Annotated in this window: 19 protein-coding genes; 12 read left to right on the top strand and 7 right to left on the bottom strand. The window is 73.8% G+C overall.

Annotation, left to right across the window (positions count from 1 at the left end):
* Entirely contained in the window at positions 1-324 is a 324-nt protein-coding gene (locus tag ACQPYN_RS24670; protein ID WP_433028846.1) for a DUF6247 family protein, read from the top strand.
* Here ACQPYN_RS24670 and ACQPYN_RS24665 read toward each other — a convergent pair.
* Complete coding sequence (locus ACQPYN_RS24665) at positions 321-1,313, bottom strand: ABC transporter substrate-binding protein (protein ID WP_433028844.1); 993 nt, start codon at positions 1,311-1,313, stop codon at positions 321-323. The two genes, ACQPYN_RS24670 and ACQPYN_RS24665, sit on opposite strands and share 4 nt — an antisense overlap.
* Positions 1,310-2,986: a thiamine pyrophosphate-binding protein gene (locus ACQPYN_RS24660; protein ID WP_433028842.1), complete on the bottom strand. Its 1,677-nt coding sequence runs from the start codon at positions 2,984-2,986 to the stop codon at positions 1,310-1,312. The genes ACQPYN_RS24665 and ACQPYN_RS24660 overlap by 4 nt, the downstream gene beginning before the upstream one ends.
* A gap of 104 nt (positions 2,987-3,090) precedes the next feature.
* Between ACQPYN_RS24660 and ACQPYN_RS24655 the strand changes: the two genes are divergently transcribed.
* The 7 genes from ACQPYN_RS24655 to ACQPYN_RS24625 all read left to right on the top strand — a co-directional run bounded on the left by ACQPYN_RS24655 (position 3,091) and on the right by ACQPYN_RS24625 (position 9,097).
* Positions 3,091-4,461: an SLC13 family permease gene (locus tag ACQPYN_RS24655; RefSeq protein WP_433028840.1), complete on the top strand. Its 1,371-nt coding sequence runs from the start codon at positions 3,091-3,093 to the stop codon at positions 4,459-4,461.
* Positions 4,462-4,523: 62 nt separating this feature from the next.
* The gene (locus ACQPYN_RS24650) at positions 4,524-5,315 is read left to right on the top strand and encodes an IclR family transcriptional regulator (RefSeq protein WP_433028838.1); all 792 of its coding nucleotides are present in this window, start codon (positions 4,524-4,526) and stop codon (positions 5,313-5,315) included.
* An 82-nt stretch (positions 5,316-5,397) separates the two neighbouring features.
* Positions 5,398-6,765 (top strand): aromatic ring-hydroxylating oxygenase subunit alpha, encoded by a 1,368-nt coding sequence (locus tag ACQPYN_RS24645; protein ID WP_433028836.1) that lies wholly within the window; start codon positions 5,398-5,400, stop codon positions 6,763-6,765.
* Complete coding sequence (locus ACQPYN_RS24640; protein ID WP_433028834.1) at positions 6,762-7,343, top strand: 3-phenylpropionate/cinnamic acid dioxygenase subunit beta; 582 nt, start codon at positions 6,762-6,764, stop codon at positions 7,341-7,343. The genes ACQPYN_RS24645 and ACQPYN_RS24640 overlap by 4 nt, the downstream gene beginning before the upstream one ends.
* Positions 7,340-7,579 (top strand): dihydrodiol dehydrogenase, encoded by a 240-nt coding sequence (locus ACQPYN_RS24635; protein ID WP_433028832.1) that lies wholly within the window; start codon positions 7,340-7,342, stop codon positions 7,577-7,579. The genes ACQPYN_RS24640 and ACQPYN_RS24635 overlap by 4 nt, the downstream gene beginning before the upstream one ends.
* Complete coding sequence (gene hcaB, locus ACQPYN_RS24630) at positions 7,572-8,351, top strand: 3-(cis-5,6-dihydroxycyclohexa-1,3-dien-1-yl)propanoate dehydrogenase (protein WP_433028830.1); 780 nt, start codon at positions 7,572-7,574, stop codon at positions 8,349-8,351. The genes ACQPYN_RS24635 and hcaB overlap by 8 nt, the downstream gene beginning before the upstream one ends.
* Positions 8,348-9,097, top strand: a complete 750-nt coding sequence (locus ACQPYN_RS24625) for a class II aldolase/adducin family protein (protein WP_433028828.1) — start codon at positions 8,348-8,350, stop codon at positions 9,095-9,097. Before hcaB ends, ACQPYN_RS24625 begins: the two co-directional genes overlap by 4 nt.
* On the opposite strand, the gene ACQPYN_RS24620 is transcribed toward ACQPYN_RS24625, so the two are convergent.
* The 4 genes from ACQPYN_RS24620 to ACQPYN_RS24605 form a co-directional block, all read right to left on the bottom strand.
* Positions 9,051-10,097 carry a beta-ketoacyl-ACP synthase 3 gene (locus tag ACQPYN_RS24620; RefSeq protein WP_433028826.1) on the bottom strand — a complete coding sequence of 349 codons (1,047 nt, stop codon included), beginning with the start codon at positions 10,095-10,097 and terminating at the stop codon, positions 9,051-9,053. The genes ACQPYN_RS24625 and ACQPYN_RS24620 overlap by 47 nt on opposite strands.
* Positions 10,098-10,213: 116 nt before the next feature.
* On the bottom strand, positions 10,214-11,434 hold the full coding sequence (locus ACQPYN_RS24615) for a cytochrome P450 (protein WP_433028824.1): 1,221 nt from the start codon (positions 11,432-11,434) through the stop codon (positions 10,214-10,216).
* Positions 11,435-11,445: 11 nt separating this feature from the next.
* Positions 11,446-12,402 (bottom strand): PDR/VanB family oxidoreductase, encoded by a 957-nt coding sequence (locus ACQPYN_RS24610; RefSeq protein WP_433028822.1) that lies wholly within the window; start codon positions 12,400-12,402, stop codon positions 11,446-11,448.
* Positions 12,403-12,508: 106 nt separating this feature from the next.
* Positions 12,509-13,264, bottom strand: a complete 756-nt coding sequence (locus ACQPYN_RS24605) for an IclR family transcriptional regulator (RefSeq protein ID WP_433028820.1) — start codon at positions 13,262-13,264, stop codon at positions 12,509-12,511.
* Positions 13,265-13,453: 189 nt separating this feature from the next.
* On the opposite strand from ACQPYN_RS24605, the gene ACQPYN_RS24600 reads away from it, so the two are divergent.
* The 4 genes from ACQPYN_RS24600 to ACQPYN_RS24585 are packed head-to-tail and all read left to right on the top strand — an operon-like array spanning position 13,454 to position 17,475.
* Positions 13,454-13,987 carry a methylenetetrahydrofolate reductase C-terminal domain-containing protein gene (locus ACQPYN_RS24600; protein WP_433028818.1) on the top strand — a complete coding sequence of 178 codons (534 nt, stop codon included), beginning with the start codon at positions 13,454-13,456 and terminating at the stop codon, positions 13,985-13,987.
* Complete coding sequence (locus ACQPYN_RS24595; protein WP_433028816.1) at positions 13,984-14,961, top strand: methylenetetrahydrofolate reductase; 978 nt, start codon at positions 13,984-13,986, stop codon at positions 14,959-14,961. The genes ACQPYN_RS24600 and ACQPYN_RS24595 overlap by 4 nt, the downstream gene beginning before the upstream one ends.
* A gap of 10 nt (positions 14,962-14,971) precedes the next feature.
* The gene (locus tag ACQPYN_RS24590) at positions 14,972-16,450 is read left to right on the top strand and encodes a hypothetical protein (RefSeq protein ID WP_433028814.1); all 1,479 of its coding nucleotides are present in this window, start codon (positions 14,972-14,974) and stop codon (positions 16,448-16,450) included.
* Entirely contained in the window at positions 16,450-17,475 is a 1,026-nt protein-coding gene (locus ACQPYN_RS24585) for a hypothetical protein (protein ID WP_433028812.1), read from the top strand. Before ACQPYN_RS24590 ends, ACQPYN_RS24585 begins: the two co-directional genes overlap by 1 nt.
* On the opposite strand, the gene ACQPYN_RS24580 is transcribed toward ACQPYN_RS24585, so the two are convergent.
* The gene (locus tag ACQPYN_RS24580) at positions 17,472-19,049 is read right to left on the bottom strand and encodes a long-chain-fatty-acid--CoA ligase (protein WP_433028810.1); all 1,578 of its coding nucleotides are present in this window, start codon (positions 19,047-19,049) and stop codon (positions 17,472-17,474) included. The two genes, ACQPYN_RS24585 and ACQPYN_RS24580, sit on opposite strands and share 4 nt — an antisense overlap.
* Positions 19,050-19,051 lie beyond the last annotated feature (2 nt).

The raw sequence follows: 19,051 nt of genomic DNA, 5'->3' as shown, positions 1-19,051 counted from the left end.
ATGAAGGCGATGTACTCGGTCGACGAGCAGCCGGTTCCCGGACACCCGCTGGCCAAGGGGGCGTCGCCGGCGGCCATCCGCGTGGTGCTCTCGCCCGAGGACCGGGCGGAGTTCGACGCGGCCTACGCGCAGGCGCTGGACGACGCGAAGATCAGCGGCGACCTCGTCGAGCTCTTCACGACGCTCGACCGGTGGCGGCGGGTGGCGGCGCTGACGTCGGACCCCGAGGTGTTCCGGCGCGTGGCGCTCCGGGCGGCCATGCGGCAGAGCGCGGATCCCGGCGACGACCCGGTGGCGGCGACGCAGGCCCTTCCCGAGCGCTAGACCACGTGGTCCTCGCGGGTCGAGGGCACGAACAGCTCGTCGGGCTCGAGGCGGCGCGCGGTCAGCCCCTGCTCGTGGGCGTAGCGCAGGAACGTCGCGAGCACCGCCCGGTTGGCCTCGAGGCCGTAGGGCCAGAAGTCGCGACCGAGCACGCCGCGCACGCGCTCGATCTCGTCGTAGAGCCACGGCAGCATCGTCGGGTTCGCGGCGACCTCGACGAGGCGCTCCTCGGTGACCGCCTTCGCCCGCCCGAACGCGTCGTGCAGTGATCGCGCGAGCCAGGGGTGCCGGGCGTGCACGTCGGCGCGCAGCACGACCACGTGCATGATCGGGAAGATCCCGGTCGCGGCGGCGTACTGCTCCTCGGCGGCCCGGGGATCGGCGAACAATCGGGCCACCTCGGGGCGTCCCTCGCGCAGCGGCCGCGGGGTGCGCGGCGCGTAGAGCGCGTCGATCTCGCCGGTGACCAGCATGTCCGCGAGCGTGCGGTCCGGGGGGATCGGGGCGATGTCGATCTCGGGCGGCAGGTCGAGCGCCTGCTTCTCGACGCGGCCGGGCGCGTGCATCCCGCCGGTGCGGTAGCGCACCGAGGCGACGGGGACGTCGTGGTGGTCGGCGAGGATGCCGCGGATCCAGACGCAGGCCGTCAGCTGGTACTCCGGCACGCCGACGACGCGTCCGGCGAGGTCCGCGGGCTGCCGGATGCCCGCGCCGGTATGGACGTAGATCCCGTGGTGGCGGAAGGCGCGCGACGGGAAGACGGGGATCGCGACGAAGGAGGGGTCGCCCGTCCCGACCCGGGTCACGTACGACGCCAGCGACATCTCCGCCGCGTCGAACTCCCCGTGGCGCAGCATCCGGAAGAAGGTCTCCTCGACCGGCAGGCGCAGGTAGGTCAGGTCGACGCCGTCGACGGTGACCGTGCCGTCCTCCAGGGCGCGGGTGCGGTCGTAGTCCCAGCAGGCGAGGGTGATCGGGACGCGGCTCATCGGGTGGCCGGCGGCTCGAGGCCCGGGGGCAGGCCGTACAGGGGGTCCTGGATCACATCGATCACCGCAGGCCGGTCCTGGGCCAGCGCCGCGGCGAGGGCCGGCGCCAGCTCGTCGTCGCGCTCGACGCGCACCCCGAAGCCGCCCAGCGACGTCGCGAACCCGGCCAGGTCGGCGTTGCCGTAGAACACCCCGAGGTAGCGGCCCTCGTGCGCGAGGCGCTGGCGGTCGCGGGTGTTGCCGTAGGCGTTGTTGTTCATGACGACGTTGATCATCGGGATGTCCTCGCGCACGCAGGTCTCGAGGTCCTGGGCGACCATCCAGAAGCTGCCGTCCCCGCTGACGCAGACCACGCGCTCGCGGGGACGCGCCAGCGACAGCCCCATAGCCGCCGGCAGCCCCCAGCCCATCGCGCCGCCGGCCGACCCGAGGAAGCGCCCGGGCACCGGCAGCGGCAGGTACCGGTGGGTCCACGGTCCGAAGCTCGGCGCGTCCTGGACGAGCAGCACGTCGTCGCCGGACGCGAGCGGGGCCAGCGCGGCGAGGGCGGCGCGGCTGCTCACCCCGCCGCGCGGGTCGTCGGCGTCGAGCACCGGCGAGCCCGGTGACGCGGCCTCGGCGTACTCGGCGCGCAACGCGTCGCGGCGGCGCACCCGCTCCTCGGGCGGGGCGTCCAGCGCCGCGGCCAGCGCCCGCGCGGCGGCCGCGGCGTCGGCGACCAGGCCCACCGCGGGCACGTACACGCGCCCGAGCTCCACGGGGTCGACGTCGACGTGGACGAGGCGGACGTCGTCGGCCAGGAGGGTCCAGCGTCGCGTGCTGAACTCGGAGAACCGGCAGCCCAGCGCGACGACGACGTCGGCGTCGTGCACCGCTCGCCAGGTCACGTCGTGGACGCCGTAGCCGAGGCCGCCGAGGTAGGCGGGGTGGTCGTGGGGCACCGCGCCCTGCCGCAGCCAGGTGGTCACCAGCGGCGCGCCGGCCCGGTCGGCGAGCGCGGTCATCGCCTCCGGTGCGCCCGCGGCCCCGCCGCCGACGATCAGCACCGGCCGCCGGGCCGCGGCGAGCAGCGCAGCCGCCTCCGCGACGCCGTCGGGGTCGGGTGCCGGCCGGTGCGGACGCCAGCGCTGCGCCGGGCCGACGGCGGGGTCGACCGGCTCCTGCAGGACGTCCAGGGGCAGCGACACGACGACGGGCCCCGGCCGTCCGGAGACGGCGGTGCGCACCGCCCGCTGCAGCAGCTCGGGGATGCGGTCGGCCCGGCGCACCTCGACCGCCCACTTGCTCATCGGCCGGAAGGCGGCGACGACGTCGGCCTCCTCGAAGGCGCGGCGCTCGACGATCCGGTCGGCGACCTGGCCGACCAGCAGCAGCATCGGCACCGACTCGTCGTAGGCGTTCTGCACCGCGATCGCGGCGTTGGCGGCGCCCGGCCCGCGCGACACGAGGCAGACGCCGAGGCGCCCGCCGCGCGAGAGGCCGTCGGCGAGGAAGCCCGCCACCTGCTCGTGGCGGGTGTGCAGGTAGCGCACGCCGTCGTGGCGGGCGATCGCGTCGATCACCTCCATCACCGTCGTCCCCGGGACGCCGGCGACCAGGTCCACGCCCTCGGCGGCCAGACAGTCGACCACCAGGTCGGCGCCCGGGCGGGGCGGCGGGGACTCCTCGGACATCGGTCCTCCCGGCTCGGGCGCTGTGACGGTTGACACGACGCGAGCCTGCCAGACACTCTTCTTCACCGCAGAGAACACTTCTGCTGGAGTTCCCGGGAGGCCACGTGTCCATCCACGTCATCGGGATCGTGGGCCTCGTGCTGATCTTCGTGATCGGCACGCTGCGCCCCGTCAACATCGGCGTGCTCGCCCTGATCGCGACGTTCCTCATCGGCACGCTCGTGGCGGGGGAGGACGTCGACGAGCTGCTGTCGGGCTTCCCGCCGGACCTGTTCGTGCTGCTCGTGGGCGTGACGTACCTCTTCGGGATCGCCACCGTGAACGGCACGCTGGGGTGGGTCGTCGACCGCGCCTGCGGGCTGCTCGGCGATCGCCCGCCCCTGGTCCCCTGGCTGATCTTCCTGTTCGCCGCGATCCCCACCATGGCGGGCGCCCTCGGACCGGCGGGCGTCGCGATGCTCGCGCCGCTGTGCCTGGGGCTCGGCGAGCGCTACGGCATCGACCGCCGACTCTCGGCCCTGATGGTCATCCACGGCTCGTCGGCCGGGAACTTCTCGCCGCTCAACGGCCTCTCCGTGATCGTCAACCGCGCTGCCTCGGCCAACGGGCTCGAGGTCTCGGCGGCCCAGTTGTTCTTCGGCAACCTCGCCGCCAACCTGGCGCTCGGCGTGGCCGCCTACCTGATCTTCGGCGGCCTGACGCTCGTGCGCGAGAGCCGGGCGGCGGTCCCCTCCGGCGGCACCGACGTCCCCGCGCCGCGCCCGGCCGAGGAGCCCGACGGCGCGGGTGGGGGTGCCCCCGTGGGCACGTCCGGCACGGTCACGGCGCCGGCGGCCACGCCGACGCCGGTGGTCGTCGCCGATGCCCCGGAACGCACGGTCCTGCGCCCCGACCAGTGGATCACTCTCACCGTGATCCTCGCGGTGGCGGTGGGCGCGCTCGTGTTCGGCGCGGAGATCGGCTTCCTCGCGCTGATCGCGGCGGCCCTGCTGCACCTCGCCTTCCCGCAGCGGGTCGCCGGCGCCGACAAGCGCATCGTGTGGAGCGTCGTCCTGCTGATCTGCGGCGTCGTCACCTACGTCGAGGCGCTCTCGCGCTACGGCACGATCGACGTGGTCGGCCAGGGCATCTCCGGGCTCGGTGTCCCGCTGCTCGTCGCGTTCCTGCTCTGCCTGGTGGGTGCCGCGACCTCGGCGTTCGCCTCGAGTGCGGGAATCCTGGGCGTGCTCATCCCGCTGGCCGCGCCCTTCCTGGTCGCCGGGCAGATCGGGGCGGCGGGCGTGATCGTCGCCCTCGCGGTGTCCGCGACCGTCGTCGACTCCACGCCGTTCTCGTCGGTCGGCGCGCTGACGCTGGCCAACGTGCCGGAGGAGGGGCGCCCGAAGGTCTTCCGCACGCTGCTCGGGTGGGGGCTGACGCTCATCGTGGTGGCGCCGGTGGTCACGTGGATCGCGTTCGTGCTGCCGGCCGCGTGAGCGGTGCCTGTCCACCCGGTCGGCGCGTCTTCTGCAGAGCAGACAGTCCGTAGGCTCGGCCCATGGATCGCGCCTCGCCGGCGACGGCCCCCGAGTTCGGGTCGACGCCGCAGTACCCGATCGACTCGGTGGACAACGCGCTCAAGGTCCTGCTGCTCATGGGCGACCAGCCGCGGCTGCGCCTGACCGACGTCAGCCACTACCTCGGCGTCGCCTCCTCGACCGCGCACCGACTGCTGGCGATGCTGCAGTACCGCGGCTTCGTCCGGCAGGACGCCGCCACGCGCAGCTACGTGCCGGGCCCGTCGCTGGACGGCGTCGCGATGGGGATCCTGCGGCGCCTCGACGTGCGCACCCGCGCGCACCCGGTGCTCGAGAAGCTCAACGCCGACCTCCAGGAGACCGTGCACCTGGGACGGCTCGAGGGCGACCAGGTGCACTTCATCGACTCCCTCGAGAGCAGCCGGGCGCTGCGCGTGGGGGGACGGCTCGGCCGGTCGGTGCCGGCGCACTGCACGTCGAACGGCAAGGCCATGCTCGCGACGCTCACCGACGACGAGGTGGCCGTGCTCTACCCGCACGAGCAGCTGGCGCGCATGACCGACCACTCGATCGGCACGCGCACCGAGCTCCTCGCCGCGCTCGCCGCGATCCGCCGGGACGGCTACGCCACCAGCCACGAGGAGAGCGAGGAGGGCGTCGGCTCGATCGCCGTCGCTCTCACCGCCGCCCGCACGCCGCACCACGCGATCAACGCCTCGGGCCCCGTGAGCCGCCTCGGCGAGCCGCGGTGGTCCGCCATGCTCACCGCGGTCCGCGAGGCCGCCCGCGAGATCGACGCGCTCCTCCTCTGACGTGCTTGACGGCGCCCGCTCGCGGACCGCACTCTCTCCGTAGAGGAAACGTTGTCTGCGGAGCAGAAGACGGGAGCTCACCATGAGCGACCACGGGGCCGTCCTCGGGGACGTCCGGCGCGGCATGGTGCCCGCGCACATCTACAACGACGAGGAGCTCTTCGCCCTCGAGAAGGAGCGGGTCTTCGGACGCTCCTGGATCTTCGTCGCGCACGAGTCCGAGGTCCCGCAGCCCGGCGACTACGTCGTGCGACGGGTCGTCGACGACTCCTTCATCATCAGCCGCGACGAGTCGGGCGTCGTGCGGGCGCTGTTCAACATGTGCCTGCACCGCGGCATGCAGGTCTGCCGCGCCGAGGTGGGCAACGCGTCGCACTTCCGCTGCCCGTACCACGGCTGGTCGTACAAGAACGACGGCCGGCTCGTCGGCCTGCCCTTCCACGGCGAGGCCTACGGCGGCGAGGAGGGGTTCCGCAAGAAGGGCCAGACGCTCCTGCCGGCGCCGTCGCTCGACGTCTACAACGGGCTGATCTTCGTCAGCCTCGACGCCCAGGCGGCCCCGCTGCGCGAGTACCTCGGCGACTTCGCGTTCTACCTCGACCTCTACACGCAGCAGAGCCCCGAGGGCATCGAGCTGGTCGGCCCGCAGCGCTGGCGCGTGAAGGCGAACTGGAAGATCGGCGCTGAGAACTTCGCCGGCGACAGCTACCACACGCCCCACACCCACTCCAGCGTCGTGGAGATCGGCCTGTTCCGGGAGCCGAAGGCCTCCAAGCGCAAGGAGGGCGCGCTCTACTGGGCGGGCAGCGGCGGTGGGACGACCTACAAGCTCCCGCCCGGCTCGCTCGACGAGCGCCTGCGCTACGTCGGCTACCCCGACGAGATGATCGCGCGCATGCGCTCGACCTGGAGCGATGCGCAGCTGCGCTTGGTGGGCGACGACGGCTTCATGGTCTCGGCGGCGTCGGTGTTCCCGAACCTCAGCCTCGTGCACAACTGGCCCAAGGTGGAGGACACGGAATCCGACGAGGTCGTCCCGTTCATCTCCCTGCGTCAGTGGCAGCCGGTCTCGGCCGACGAGACCGAGGTGCTGTCGTGGTTCGCGGTGGACCGCAACGCCCCGGAGCGCTTCAAGGAGCTCTCCTACAAGGCCTACCTCATGTGCTTCGGCTCGACCGGCATGTTCGAGCAGGACGACGTCGAGAACTGGGTGTCGATCACCTCGACGGCCGCGGGCTCGATGGCCCGGCGCCTGAAGCTGAACAACCGGATGGGGCTGCTGGCGGACGACAAGCCGGTGTCGGCGCCCCTCGCGCACTTCTCCGGGCCGGGCGTCGCGTACGTCGGCTTCGGCGAGTACAACCAGCGCGCGATGCTGCGGGCCTGGGCCGACTGCCTGGAGACGCCGGTCCCGGAGCCCGAGCAGACGGACCTCGGGGGTGTGTCGTGACGCTCGCGCCGGCCCCCCGCACCCTCGGGCGCTGCCTGCCCTTCGGCGACCCCCGGCACCTCGAGGCCCACCAGTTCCTCGTCGACGAGGCCGCGCTGCTCGACACCCAGGACTACGACACCTGGCTCTCCCTGATGACCAGCGACATCCGCTACCTCATGCCGGTCCGCGTGACCACCGCACGCGGCGCCGGGTTCGACACCGCGACGGGCATGGCGCACTTCGACGAGGACCACTACTCGCTGTCCCGGCGCGTGGCGCGCTTCGCCACCGAGCACGCGTGGACCGAGGACCCGCCCTCGCGGCTGCGTCACCACCTCGGCAACGTCCGCACCTTCGCCGTCGACGGCACCGACAGCTCCGATGTCGAGGAGGTGATCGTCGAGTCCGCGGTGCTGCTCTTCCGCAGCCGGGGCGACGTCCGCGAGCCGTCGCTGATCTCGGCGGGCCGTGAGGACCTGCTGCGCCGCGACCCGTCGGGCACCGTGCCCTCGGCCGGGCACTGGATGCTCGCCCGCCGCACGATCAGCGTCGACGAGTCCGTGCTGCGGACCCAGAATCTGGCGATCTTCCTGTGAGCAGCAACGATTCCCACGGCGACGAGATCACGGTCGCCAACGAGTTCGCCGAGATCCGCGTGCGCAGGGTCGAGACGCGCAACGGCGCGCGGCTGATGATCGAGTCCCCGCGCTCGGGGCAGTGGGTGGCGCTGTGCCCGCTGGAGCTCGAGGCGTTGACCTGGCAGTCCGACGAGGTGTTCTCGGCGATGGTCGGGAACCCGTACGGGTCCCTGGAGATCGGGCCCGATGACTGACTGGCTCGCCGGTCGGCGGGCCCTGGTCGTCGGGGCCGGCTCCGGCATCGGCCGGGCCGTCGTCGACGCGTTCCGCGCCGAGGGCGCCCGCGTGGCCGTGCTGGAGAAGGACCCGGACAAGGCGGCGGCGCTGCGGACCGTCGGCGTCCCCGTCGTCACCGGCGACGCCACCACCCGCGAGGACAACGAGCGCGCGGTCGCGGCGACGGTGGAGGCGTTCGGCGGCCTCGACCTGTTCGTCAGCTGCGTCGGGATCTTCGACTTCTACAGCGGGCTCGGCGACATCGACGCCGGCGTCCTCGACGCCGCGTTCGACGAGGTGTTCGCGGTGAACGTCAAGAGCCACCTGCACGGGGTGCGGGCCGCCCTGCCCGAGTTGCGCGCGCACCGGGGCTCGGTGGTGCTCACGTCGTCGACCTCGGCGTACTACCCGGGCCGCGGCGGGGTGCTCTACGTGGCGTCGAAGTTCGCCGTCCGCGGGCTGGTGACGAGCCTGGCCCACGAGCTGGCCCCGGAGGTGCGGGTGAACGCCGTCGCCCCCGGCGGCACCGTGCACACCGACCTGCGGGGCGCCGCAAGCTTGGGGCTGGACGGCGAGCGCCTCGACGACGGCCCCGAGCGCGCCGCCGCGATCGCCGCCCGTGTGCCGTTGCAGGTGGCGCTCGCCGGCGAGGACCACGCGTGGAGCTACGTCTTCCTCGCCTCGGAGCGGGCCCGGGGCATCACCGGCGACGTCGCCCACCCCGACGGCGGGATGGGGGCCAAGGCATGACGCGCGAGCTCGTCGCCACGGCCTGCCGGGTCCTCGCCCACCGCGGCCTCGCCCCCGGCGTCCTTGGGCACGTCAGCCTGCGGGTCGCGCCCGACCGGCTGCTGGTGCGCTGTCGCGGCCCCCACGAGCGCGGGCTCGCCTTCACGACCGCGCAGGACATCCGCCTCGTGACGCTCGACGGCGAGCCGGGCGCGCCGGGCGAGCTCGACGACGGTTACGCGGTCCCGAACGAGCTGCCCCTGCACACCGAGGTGCTGCGCGCCCGCGCGGGGGTCGAGGTCGTCGTCCACGCCCACCCCGCCGACACCGTCGCCGCCGACCTCGCGGGCCTGGCCCTGCGCCCGATCGTCGGCGCGTTCGACATCCCCGGTGCGCACCTCGCCGCCGCCGGCATCCCGGTGTACCCGCGGGCGGTCCTGATCCGGAACCGCGCGCTCGCCGCCGAGATGGTCGCGGCGATGGGCGACCGGCCGGTCGTCCTCCTGCGCGGCCACGGCCTCACGGCCACCGGCGCGTCGGTGCCCGAGGCGGTGCTGCGCGCCCGCAGCGTCGACACCCTCGCCGGGCTCACGCTCGCCGTGGCGCGCGCCGGCGGGCTCCCGGTGGACCTGCCGCCCGAGGACCTCGCCGAGCTCCCCGACCTCGGCGGCGGCTTCACCCACGACACCGCCTGGCGCCACGAGGTCGCGAGCCTGCCGGTCAGCCCTCGCGGGGCGCCGACGACGGGGCCACCGGCGGCAGGGTGAGCACCTGGGCGGCGTAGGTCAGGCCGGCGCCGAAGCCGCAGACCAGGGCGAGGTCGCCCGCCCGGACCTCGCCGCCCGTCAGCAGCGCGTGCATCGCGAGCGGCACCGACGCGGCCGAGGTGTTGCCGGTGTCGACGACGTCGCGGGCCACGGCGACGCCGTCGGGCAGCGCCAGTGCGCGCACGATCCCGTCGGTGATCCGGTTGTTGGCCTGGTGGGGCACGAAGGCGTCGAGGTCGTCGACGCCCACCCCGGCGGCGGCGAGGGCCTTCTCCGCGAGCGGCGCGATCTGGGTGCTGGCCCAGCGGAACACCGCGGGCCCCTGCATGCGCAGGCCGGGGACCCCGTCCCCGGCGCCCCGTGCCGCCTCCTGCCAGGTGGGGGAGTGGACGATGAGGTCGGCCTGCCCGCCGTCGCTGCCCCAGGCCACGGGGCCGATGCCGGGCTCGTCGGCGGGTCCGACGACGACCGCCCCGGCCCCGTCGCCGAAGAGGAACGCGGTGCCGCGGTCACGCGGGTCGAGCAGGTCGCTCATGCGCTCGACGCCGACGACGAGCACGTGGCGGGCCGTGCCGCCGCGGATGAGCGAGGCCGCCACCTCGAGGCCGTAGCAGAACCCGGAGCACGCGGCGCCGAGGTCGAAGGCGGGAGCGGTCGTGCCGAGCTCGGCGGCGACGCGGGTGGAGACCTGCGGGGATGCGGTGTCGGGCGACATCGTCGCGACGAGGACCGCGTCGAGGGCGGAGGCGGTGAGCCCGGCCGCGGTGAGGGCATCGCCGGCCGCGGCGGTGGACATGGCCACGACCGTCTCGTCGACCCCGGCGAAGCGGCGCGTCCGGATTCCGGAGCGGGCGACCACCCAGTCGGGATCGACGTCCTCGAGCGGCCCGCAGACCTCGTCGTTGTCCACCGTGCGCCGCGGCCGGTACGCGCCCAGTCCCAGCAGTCGTTCCCCGGTCGTGACGGGGGCGGGACGCGCGGCGATGGGGGCTGGCGGCACGAGGGGGACCTCCACGAGGGTGCGGTCACGCCGTGGTGGACGACGCCCGCACTCCACGGTGCCGGTGGTCCGCGGTTACTCGGAAGTCCTACTAATCAGTACGGCCATGTCAATGGTCACAGGCCCGCGAGGTGTAGCCGCACGGGCTGGGTCGCGAAGGCGTGCATCGTGTTGTTGAGGTGCCGCGTCGGCTCGGCCGCGACCTCGATCCGCTCGACGCGGGCGGCCAGCGCGGTCAGCAGCGCCTCGGCCTCGAGGCGCGCGACGTGCTGGCCGACGCACTGGTGCAGGCCCATGCCGAAGCCGACGTGGCCCGACGGGTCGCGGTCGAGGTCGAAGGCATCGGGGTCGTCCCAGTGCCGGGGGTCGTGGTTGGCGGACCCGAGGAACATGAGGATCTTGGCGCCCTCGGGGACGACGGTGTCGCCGACCGGCACGTCGACCTCGGCGGTGCGGAAGAACGTCTGGACGGGCGACTCCCAGCGGATGGCCTCCTCGAACGCCACCCGCGACAGCGTCGGGTCGGCGCGCAACCGGTCCCAGGCCCCGGGATGGGTGGCCATCGCGCGCAGGACGGCACCCAGGCCGTGGACCGTGGTGTCGACGCCGGCCGACAGGAGCGAGCGCACCACCAGCGGCGCCTGGTCGTGGGTGATGTCGCCGCGGTCGGCGGCGGCCCAGATCGCGGCGCCGAACCCGTCGTCGGAGAGCACCTCGCGGGCGCACTGCGCGTTGACCCACCCGGCGTGCTCGGCGACGTGCGGCGCGCCCCTCGCGACCAGGTCGTTCGGCGGGCCGAAGGCGTTGAACAGGTGGTCGCCGTAGGGCAGCAGGTGCTCGCGGCCCTCGCGGGGGATGCCGACGGCGTCGGGGAACACGCGCAGCGGGAACGCCTCGGCCAGCGCGGGCATGGCGTCGATCTCGAGGACCGGGCCGGCGCCCGCGAGCAGGGCGTCGACGTGCTCCTCGGCCACGGCGAACCACCGCTCGCGCAGCCGGCGCAGCGCCCGCGGGCCGAGGATCGGCGCGAGCACCCGGCGCGGGGCGTCGTGGTGCGGCGGGTCGGCCTCGAGCAGCAGCGACGGCGGACGCCACGGCGCCTCGCGACGGAAGTTCGACAGACCGACCCCGGCCGACGAGCAGAACCGCTGCCAGTCGACGAGCGCGGCGTGCACGTCGGCGTAGCGGCCCATGCCGTAGAGGTCGTCGTAGCGGGTCAGCGGGACGACGGGCCCGGCGTCGCGCAGCGCCGCCTGGAACGGCAGCGGATCCTCGAGCACCTCGGGGGAGAACGGGTCGACGGCGGCGACCGCGGGCAGGGCGGTGGTGGTGGTCATGTCGGAACCCCTCAGAGATCCAGGACGAGACGGTCGGTGCAGGACCGGGAGACGCACGGGAACATGCAGTCGCCGGCGGCGCGCTCGTGGTCGGCGAGGATCGAGTCGCGGTGGTCGGGCACGCCGCCGAGCACGGTGGTCTCGCAGGTGCCGCAGGTGCCCTTCTCGCAGGACGACAGGGTCGTCGCCCCGGCGTCTCGAGCGGCCGCGAGCACCGAGATCTGCGGGGTGACCGTGACGGTCGTCCCGGTGCGGGTGAGCTCGACGGTGAACGGGGCGTCCCGGACGGGCGCGCCGACCTCGGCGGCGGTGAACCGCTCGGTGCGCAGCCGGTGGGGCGCCCAGCCGGCCGCGGCGACCGTCTGCTCGACGGCCGCGAGCAGCGGGGCCGGGCCGCAGCAGTAGACGACGGTGTCGGTGCGCGGCTCGCCGAGCCAGGACGCCAGTGGCAGCAGCCCCGCCTCGTCCTGGGGCACCACGTGCACGCGGTCGCCGTACGGGGCGAGCTCGTCGAGGAACGCCATCGAGGCGCGCCGGCGGCCGCCGTAGAGCAGCGTCCACTCCGCGCCGACCCGCTCGGCCTGCGTGATCATCGGCAGCAGCGGCGTGATCCCGATACCGCCGGCGACGAAGACGTAGCGCGCCGAGGGCACCATCGCGAAGTTGTTGCGGGGCCCGCCGAGCGTCACCGGGTCGCCCGCCGCGAGCTCGTCGTGGACGTAGGCCGAGCCGCCCCGGCCGTCGACCTCGCGCAGCACCGCGACCCGGTAGCGGTGGGCGTCCCACCGGTCCCCGCACAGTGAGTACTGGCGGGTCTCGCCGTTCGCGAGCGTCACGTCGATGTGGGCCCCGGGCGTCCAGTCCGGCAGCCGGCGCCCGTCCGGCCGCGCCAGCTCCAGGACCGCGACGCCCTCGGCGGCCGGAGACTTCCCGGTGACGACGAGGCGGTCGACGGCGGTGCTGTCCATGCGCCGAGGATGACGAGGTCGCCGCCGTGGTCGGAACGGCCTTCTCATTCAATGAGACGGGTCCCCTGATGTGAGCGAAGTTCCCGGCTATAGCCGGGAACTTCGCTCACGTGGGGGCCTGCATGAGCCGGCGCTCGATCTGCCGCGCGCCGGCGGTGAGGACGGGGACGTACCCACGGGCGTGCTCGTCGTTGGGCACGATCACCGACACCGCCGCCGCGACGTGACCGTTCTCGTCGCGCACCGGCACCGCGATGCCCGTCGCGTCGACGTGGAGGAAGCCGGGGCAGAGCACGAACCCCTGGCGACGCACGTCCGCGAGGCGGCGCCGCAGCTCGCCGGGGTCGGTGATCGTCGCCGGCGTGAAGCGCGCGAGCGTCCCCGCGAGGATGCGCTCCTGGAGGACCTCGGAGCCGTAGGCGAGCAGGACGAGACCCGACGACGACGCGTGCAGCGGCAGCCGCGCCGCGATCCGGGTGTAGTTGATGACGGCGTGCTCGGCGGAGAGCCGCTCGACGAACAGCACCTCCTCGCCGTCGAGCACCCCGAGCTGCGCGTGGTGGCCGACCACCCGCAGGAGGTCCTCGAGCACCGGCATCGCGAGCTCGCGCAGCGACGACGTCGGCGACGCCCGCGAGCCCAGCTCCCAGAGCCGCGTCCCGACCCGCACGCGGCGGTCCTCGTCGCGGGAGAGCAGGCCGTGCCCGACGAGCTCCGCGATCAGCCGCGACGCCGTCGCCACCGGCAGGTCGGCGCGGCGGGCGACCTCCCCGACGGTCAGCACGGGGTACCGCGGGGTGAAGGCCTCGAGGATCCGTACGACGCGCTCGAGCACCGACTCGCCGGACCCGGATCGCGCCACGGCGTGACCGTAGGACGTGCGCCGGGGCGTGGCGCTGCTCCAGGAGGCCCAACCGCGCCCGGTCGCTTGTCGGACACCACAAGGTCGCGACGCCGAACCTTGGTGTCGGCCCCGAGGGATCGGCGCCGCCGGGCTGCCAGGCTGGATTCCGCGTCACCCAGCCGCCGTCGGTGGTCAGGAAGGACCCGTGTGGACTCCGTCCCGGACACCTCGTGGCCCCGCCCGCGCACACCCCGGATCTCGGCGCGGGCGAGCTACGCCGCCCACGCCGTCCTCGCCCGCCACCGCGCCTACGGGGCGCTGGCATCGTTCGTCGAGCGCCACCCGGGGCTGGAGCGGGCCTTCACCCGCGGCGAGCGCGCCAGCAAGGAACGGCTCTACGGATGCCGGATGTGCGGGCAGTGCGCCCTGCCCGCCACCGGGTACGCGTGCCCCCAGACCTGCCCGAAGCAGCTGCGCAACGGCCCGTGCGGGGGCGTCTCGCCGGAGGGGCGCTGCGAGGTGTACCCGGAGATGACCTGCGTCTGGGTGACGGCCCACGAGCGGGCCGAGGCGTCCGGCCACGGCGAGGACATGGACCGCCTGCAGCGTCCGCTCGACCACCGCCGGTGGGGTCAGAGCTCCTGGCTCCACCACTGGCAGGGACGCGACGCCGACCTGTGGACCGCGCCGCGCGATGACCGCCCGCTGCTGCGCCGCGAGCTCGGGCTGACCCCGCAGTGAGGACGAGTCCTGGGAACGGCCTGCGCGCGACCCTCGCCGCCGGCCGCTTCGCCGTCACCGCCGAGATCGGGCCGCCCCGGGGTGCCGACGCGGGCGCCGTCGTGGCGAAGGCCGAGATGCTGCGGGGCTGGGTGGACGCCGCGAACGTCACCGACAACCAGGGCGCGCACGTGCGCATGGGCAGCCTCGGCGCGAGCGTGCTGGTCCAGCGCGCCGGCGTCGAGCCGATCATGCAGGTGACCTGCCGCGACCGGAACCGGATGGCGCTGCAGTCCGACCTGCTCTCCGCGGGCGCGCTCGGCATCCCGAACGTCCTGCTGCTCACCGGCGACCACCCGCGCTACGGCGACCACCCCGACGCGATGCCGGTCTTCGACCTCGACGGCGTGCAGCTCACGTGGACCGCCCGGACCCTGCGCGACGAGGGCGAGCTGCTCTCCGGACGCGAGCTGGCCGGGCGACCCGGCTGGCTCATCGGGTCGGTGGAGAACCCGTTCGCGCCGCCGGCGTCCTACCGCGCGCGGCGGCTCGCGAAGAAGGTCGCCGCCGGCGCGGAGTTCGCCCAGACCCAGTACGTGTTCGACGTCGACGGGTTCGCCCGCTGGATGGCCGACGTCCGGGACCTCGGGCTCCCGGAGCGCTGCGCGGTGCTCGCGGGCGTCGGCCCGGTCCGGTCCCTGCGCGTGCTCGAGTATCTGCGCACCGGGGTCCCGGGCATCCACGTCCCCGACCACCTGGAACGCCGGCTGCGCGGCGTCCCGTCCGACCGCGTGGCCGCCGAGGGCATCCGCGTGTGCGTCGAGACGATCGAGGCGCTCCGCGAGGTGCCGGGTGTCGCCGGCGTGCACCTCATGGCGTTCGGCTACGAGCGCGGCGTCCCCGACATCCTCGCCGCGGCCGGGTTCTCGTCGGACCGCGGGCCCGCCCACGATGCGCCGCCCCGCGCGTTGTCCGCCGTTCCCGGAGAGGGCTGACGCCATGCTGGTGGACCTGCGACCCCACGCGCGCCTGCGCGGCGCGACCCCGGTGGACCTCACCACCGCGGTCACCCCGGTGCTCGAGGCGCTCGGCGAGGACGACGCGGACCTGGACCGGGTCCGGGTCGTCTGCGACTGGGTGCAGTACAAGCAGAGCTTCCGCGACGTGGTCGACGTGCGGCCGATCCTGTCGTGCGACGGGACGGGTGCGGGCCCGACCCCGACGCCGATCAGCGTGCGCGACGACGACCTCGAGGTGGCCGTCGACCTGCGGCGCAGCGGCGGTGTCGCGCTCAAGGAGCTGACCGCGGCCCGGCTCAGCGCCGACCCCGGAGCGCGCGTGCACCTCGAGGACTGGGGTCCGGGGAGCGCGAGCTGCATCTGGGACTTCAACGCGCTCTACTGGTCCCACCTGCGCCTCTGGGAGGAGGCGACGGGGCAGGGCTACGAGCAAGCGCTGCCCGGCGGGGAGAGCGACGCGCGCAACCGCGACGGTGCCCGGGCCCTGATCGACGAGCTCTTCGTCGTCTGGGACGGGCTCGCGGCCTCCGGCGCGTTGCCCGATCAGCTCTACGTCGTCGAGCTCGGCGTGGGCAACGGCAGCCAGGCCAGGGTGTTCCTCGACGAGTTCCGCGCCCGCGACCGGGCCCACGGACGCGGCTACTACCGACGCCTGCACTACCTGATGTGCGACTACTCCCAGCACGTCCTCGACCTGGCGCGGGCGACCGTCGCCGAGCACCGCGACCACGTCAGCTCGTTCGTCCTCGACGCCACGCGGCCGCGGACCTCGCTCGGCTTCCTGACGGTCAAGGTCTTCCTCGTCTACATCTCCAACGTCTACGACAACCTGCCCACCGACGAGGTCGCCCAGCTCGGCGGCCGGACCTACTGCGTGCAGACCCGCGCGCACCTGCCGGCCGCGCCCGCCGCGGAGATCGCCGCGCAGGTGCACGCCGAGCCGTGCGAGCTCCCGGGCCTGGTCCGCAAGCTGCTGCGCCTCGGACCCGAGCTGCTCGTCGACGCCGCGCCCGCCCACGTCCCGGACCTCGCCGCGGCCGTCGACTTCTGGCGCCGCGTGTGGGCGGAGATCCGCCTCGAGGAGCGCTACGTCCCGCTCGGCGGGCTCGACCTCTACGCGCTGGCGCCGGGCGTCAGCGGCGAGATGCTGCGCCCGCTGCTGGAGTCCGGCGCCGACCTGCGGATGCACGTCAGCAACGGCGCGCTCGCGAGCTTCGTCGACACCCTCCCGCTGCTGCACCCCTACGGGAAGCTGGTGTGCCACGACCTGTTCGTCACCGAGACCCAGGCCTACCGCACGCACTTCCGCGGGCCCGGGAAGTACGACGGCTCGGTGGTCAACTGGGTCAACGGCCGGTTGCTCGCCCACGTCGCCCGCCGCCGGGGCTTCGACGTGCAGTACGCGCCGTTCGCGCACCGCAGCGGCGGCAACATCGTGACGATGTCGGCCCAGGTGATGGACTGATGGCTGAGCTGATGATCGGGCTTCCCCTGCTCCCGACCACCGTCGTCGGCTCCTACCCGGTGCCGGAGTGGATGGAGCGGCTGACCAGCGACTACTACCGCGGGCGCATGAGCCGCGCCCAGCTCGACGACCTCCACGAGACCGCGATCAAGGCCGCACTGCGCGACCAGGAGAACGCGGGCGTCGACATCGTCTCCGACGGCGAGCTGCGCCGGGACAACGACATCGACTACCTCCTCGCCCGCCTGCCCGGGGTCGAGCTGGCCGAGACGGTCAAGGACTTCGCGTCCGACTACTACGACGTCACGGTCCCGCGCGTGCTCCCCGACACCGACCCCACGGGTCCTGCGCTCGGGCTCGCCGACGACCTCGCGTTCACCCGTGCCCAGACCGCGGCCCCGGTGAAGTTCTCCTTCACCGGCCCGTTCTCGCTGGCCCGCCGCGCCCGGAACCTCGCCTACGACGACCGCCACGAGCTGGCGCTGGCGATCGCGCGGGTGCTGAACGCCGAAGCACGCGCGCTCGCCGCGCAGGGCGCGGAGCTCCTGCAGATCGACGAGCCCTTCCTGGCCGGCTACCCCGACCAGGTGCGCGGGGCCGTCGAGGCCGTCAACGTCGTCACCGAGGGCGTGGACGCCACCTGGGCGCTGCACGTCTGTTACGGCAACCGCTACGCCCGCCCGCTGTGGGAGGGCCACTACGACTTCCTCTTCCCGGCCGTCCTCGACGCCCGGGTCGACCAGCTCGTCCTGGAGTTCGCGCGCAAGGGCGACGACGACCTGCCCGTGATCGAGAAGTTCGGCTGGGACCGCGCGATCGGGCTGGGCGTGATCGACGTCAAGAGCGCCGAGGTCGAGACGCCCGACCTCGTCGCCACCCGCATCCGCCGGGCCCTCGACCTCGTGCCCGCCGACCGTCTCGTGATCAACCCCGACTGCGGGCTCCGGCACCTCACCGGGCCCGTGGCGCGCGCGAAGCTCGCGGCGATGGCACAGGGGGCGGCGCTGGTGCGGGCGGAGCTCTAGCGGCCGTAGTGGTCGGAGAACCGCTCGCGGAGTACGTTCTTCTGGATCTTCCCGGTGGAGGTGCGCGGCAGCTCGTCGACCACGATCACCGACTTCGGGAGCTTGTAGCGGTCGAGGCGGCCGCCGAGGTCGCTGACCAGGGCATCGGGATCGATCGTCTGCCCCGCCGCCGGGACGACGACGGCCGTGATCGCCTCGCTCCACCGCTCGTGCGGCAGGCCGAGCACGGCGACCTCCCCGACGCGCGTGTCGGCGTAGAGCGCCCGCTCGACCTCGAGCGACGCCACGTTCTCGCCGCCGGTCTTGATGACGTCCTTGGAGCGGTCGGTGAACCAGAGGACGCCGTCGTCGTCGACCTTCCCGACGTCGCCGGAGTGGAACCAGCCGTGGGCGAAGACCCGCTCGGTGGCCTCGGGGTTGTGCAGATAGCCGGTCATGGTGTGCGGGCCGCGGTAGACGATCTCGCCCTCCGCGCCGTCCGGGAGCAGCTCGCCGTCCGGCCCCATGATCGCGAGCTGGACGTTCACGACCGGGGTGCCGACGGCGCCGGGGTGGGTGAGCTGGTGCTCGGGGCGGAAGAGCGTCGCCGTCGGACTCATCTCGGTCTGCCCGAAGAGCAGGTAGAGATCGCAGCCGAGGGTCTCGATGGCGCGGCGCACCTGCGCCTCGGGCATGGGTGCCATGGCGTAGCAGGCCCGGCGCAGGCTGGAGAGGTCCCGCGTGGCGACGTCGGGGTGGTCCAGCATCGCGCGGTACATCATCGGCAGCCCGAAGATCTGCGTGATGCGCTCGCTCTCGATGAGGGCGAGCAGGCCGGCGGGGTCGAACGCCCGCAGTACGTGGATGGCGGCGCCGGCCATGATCGCCGGCGTGCAGTGGGTGTTGAGCTGTGCGGTGTGGAACATCGGCAGCATCGCCGCGAAGCGGTCGTCCTCGGCGAACCGGGCCTCGAAGGCCATGGTCAGCGACTCGAGGTAGATCGCGGTGTGGTTGCCGATCACGCCCTTGGGCGCCGACGTGGTGCCGCTCGTGTAGAGGTAGGTGATCGGGTCGCGGTCGCCCACGACGACCTCCGGCTCGGCGCTGCTGTCTGCCAGCACCTCGTCGAGCAGAAGACCCTCGGCCAGCTCGACACCCGTACCCGGCGCGACGATCACGTCGGTGACGGCCGGCGACTCCTGCACGGCCGGCGCGAGCGTCGCGACCAGCTGGGACTCCACGACCAGCCCCCGCGCGCCGGAGTCCTGCAGCACGTAGACGACCTCGTCGGTGCGCCATCCGAGGTTGATCGGGACGCAGACGAGGCCGAGCTTCGCGCACGCGTAGTAGGTCGCGAGGAACTCGGCGCTGTTGCCCGACGCGAGGGCGAGTGCGTCCCCGCGTTCGTACCCGCGGCCCGCGAGACCGTGGGCGAGGCGGTTCACCCAGGTGTTGAGCTCGCGGTAGGTCCACCGGCGGTCGCCGTCCACGACCGCGGTGCGCCCGGGATGGCGGGCCGCCGTGCGCGTGAGCGAGTCGCCGACGTTGACGCGGTGCACGAGGTTCTCGGCGACGTCGGCGGGCAAGGTTGTCATCG

Source organism: Actinomycetospora sp. CA-053990 (assembly GCF_050948445.1).
Lineage (GTDB): Bacteria > Actinomycetota > Actinomycetes > Mycobacteriales > Pseudonocardiaceae > Actinomycetospora > Actinomycetospora callitridis.
The sequence above is the reverse complement of the archived record's forward strand: the minus strand, read 5'-3'. Positions and strand labels throughout refer to the sequence as shown.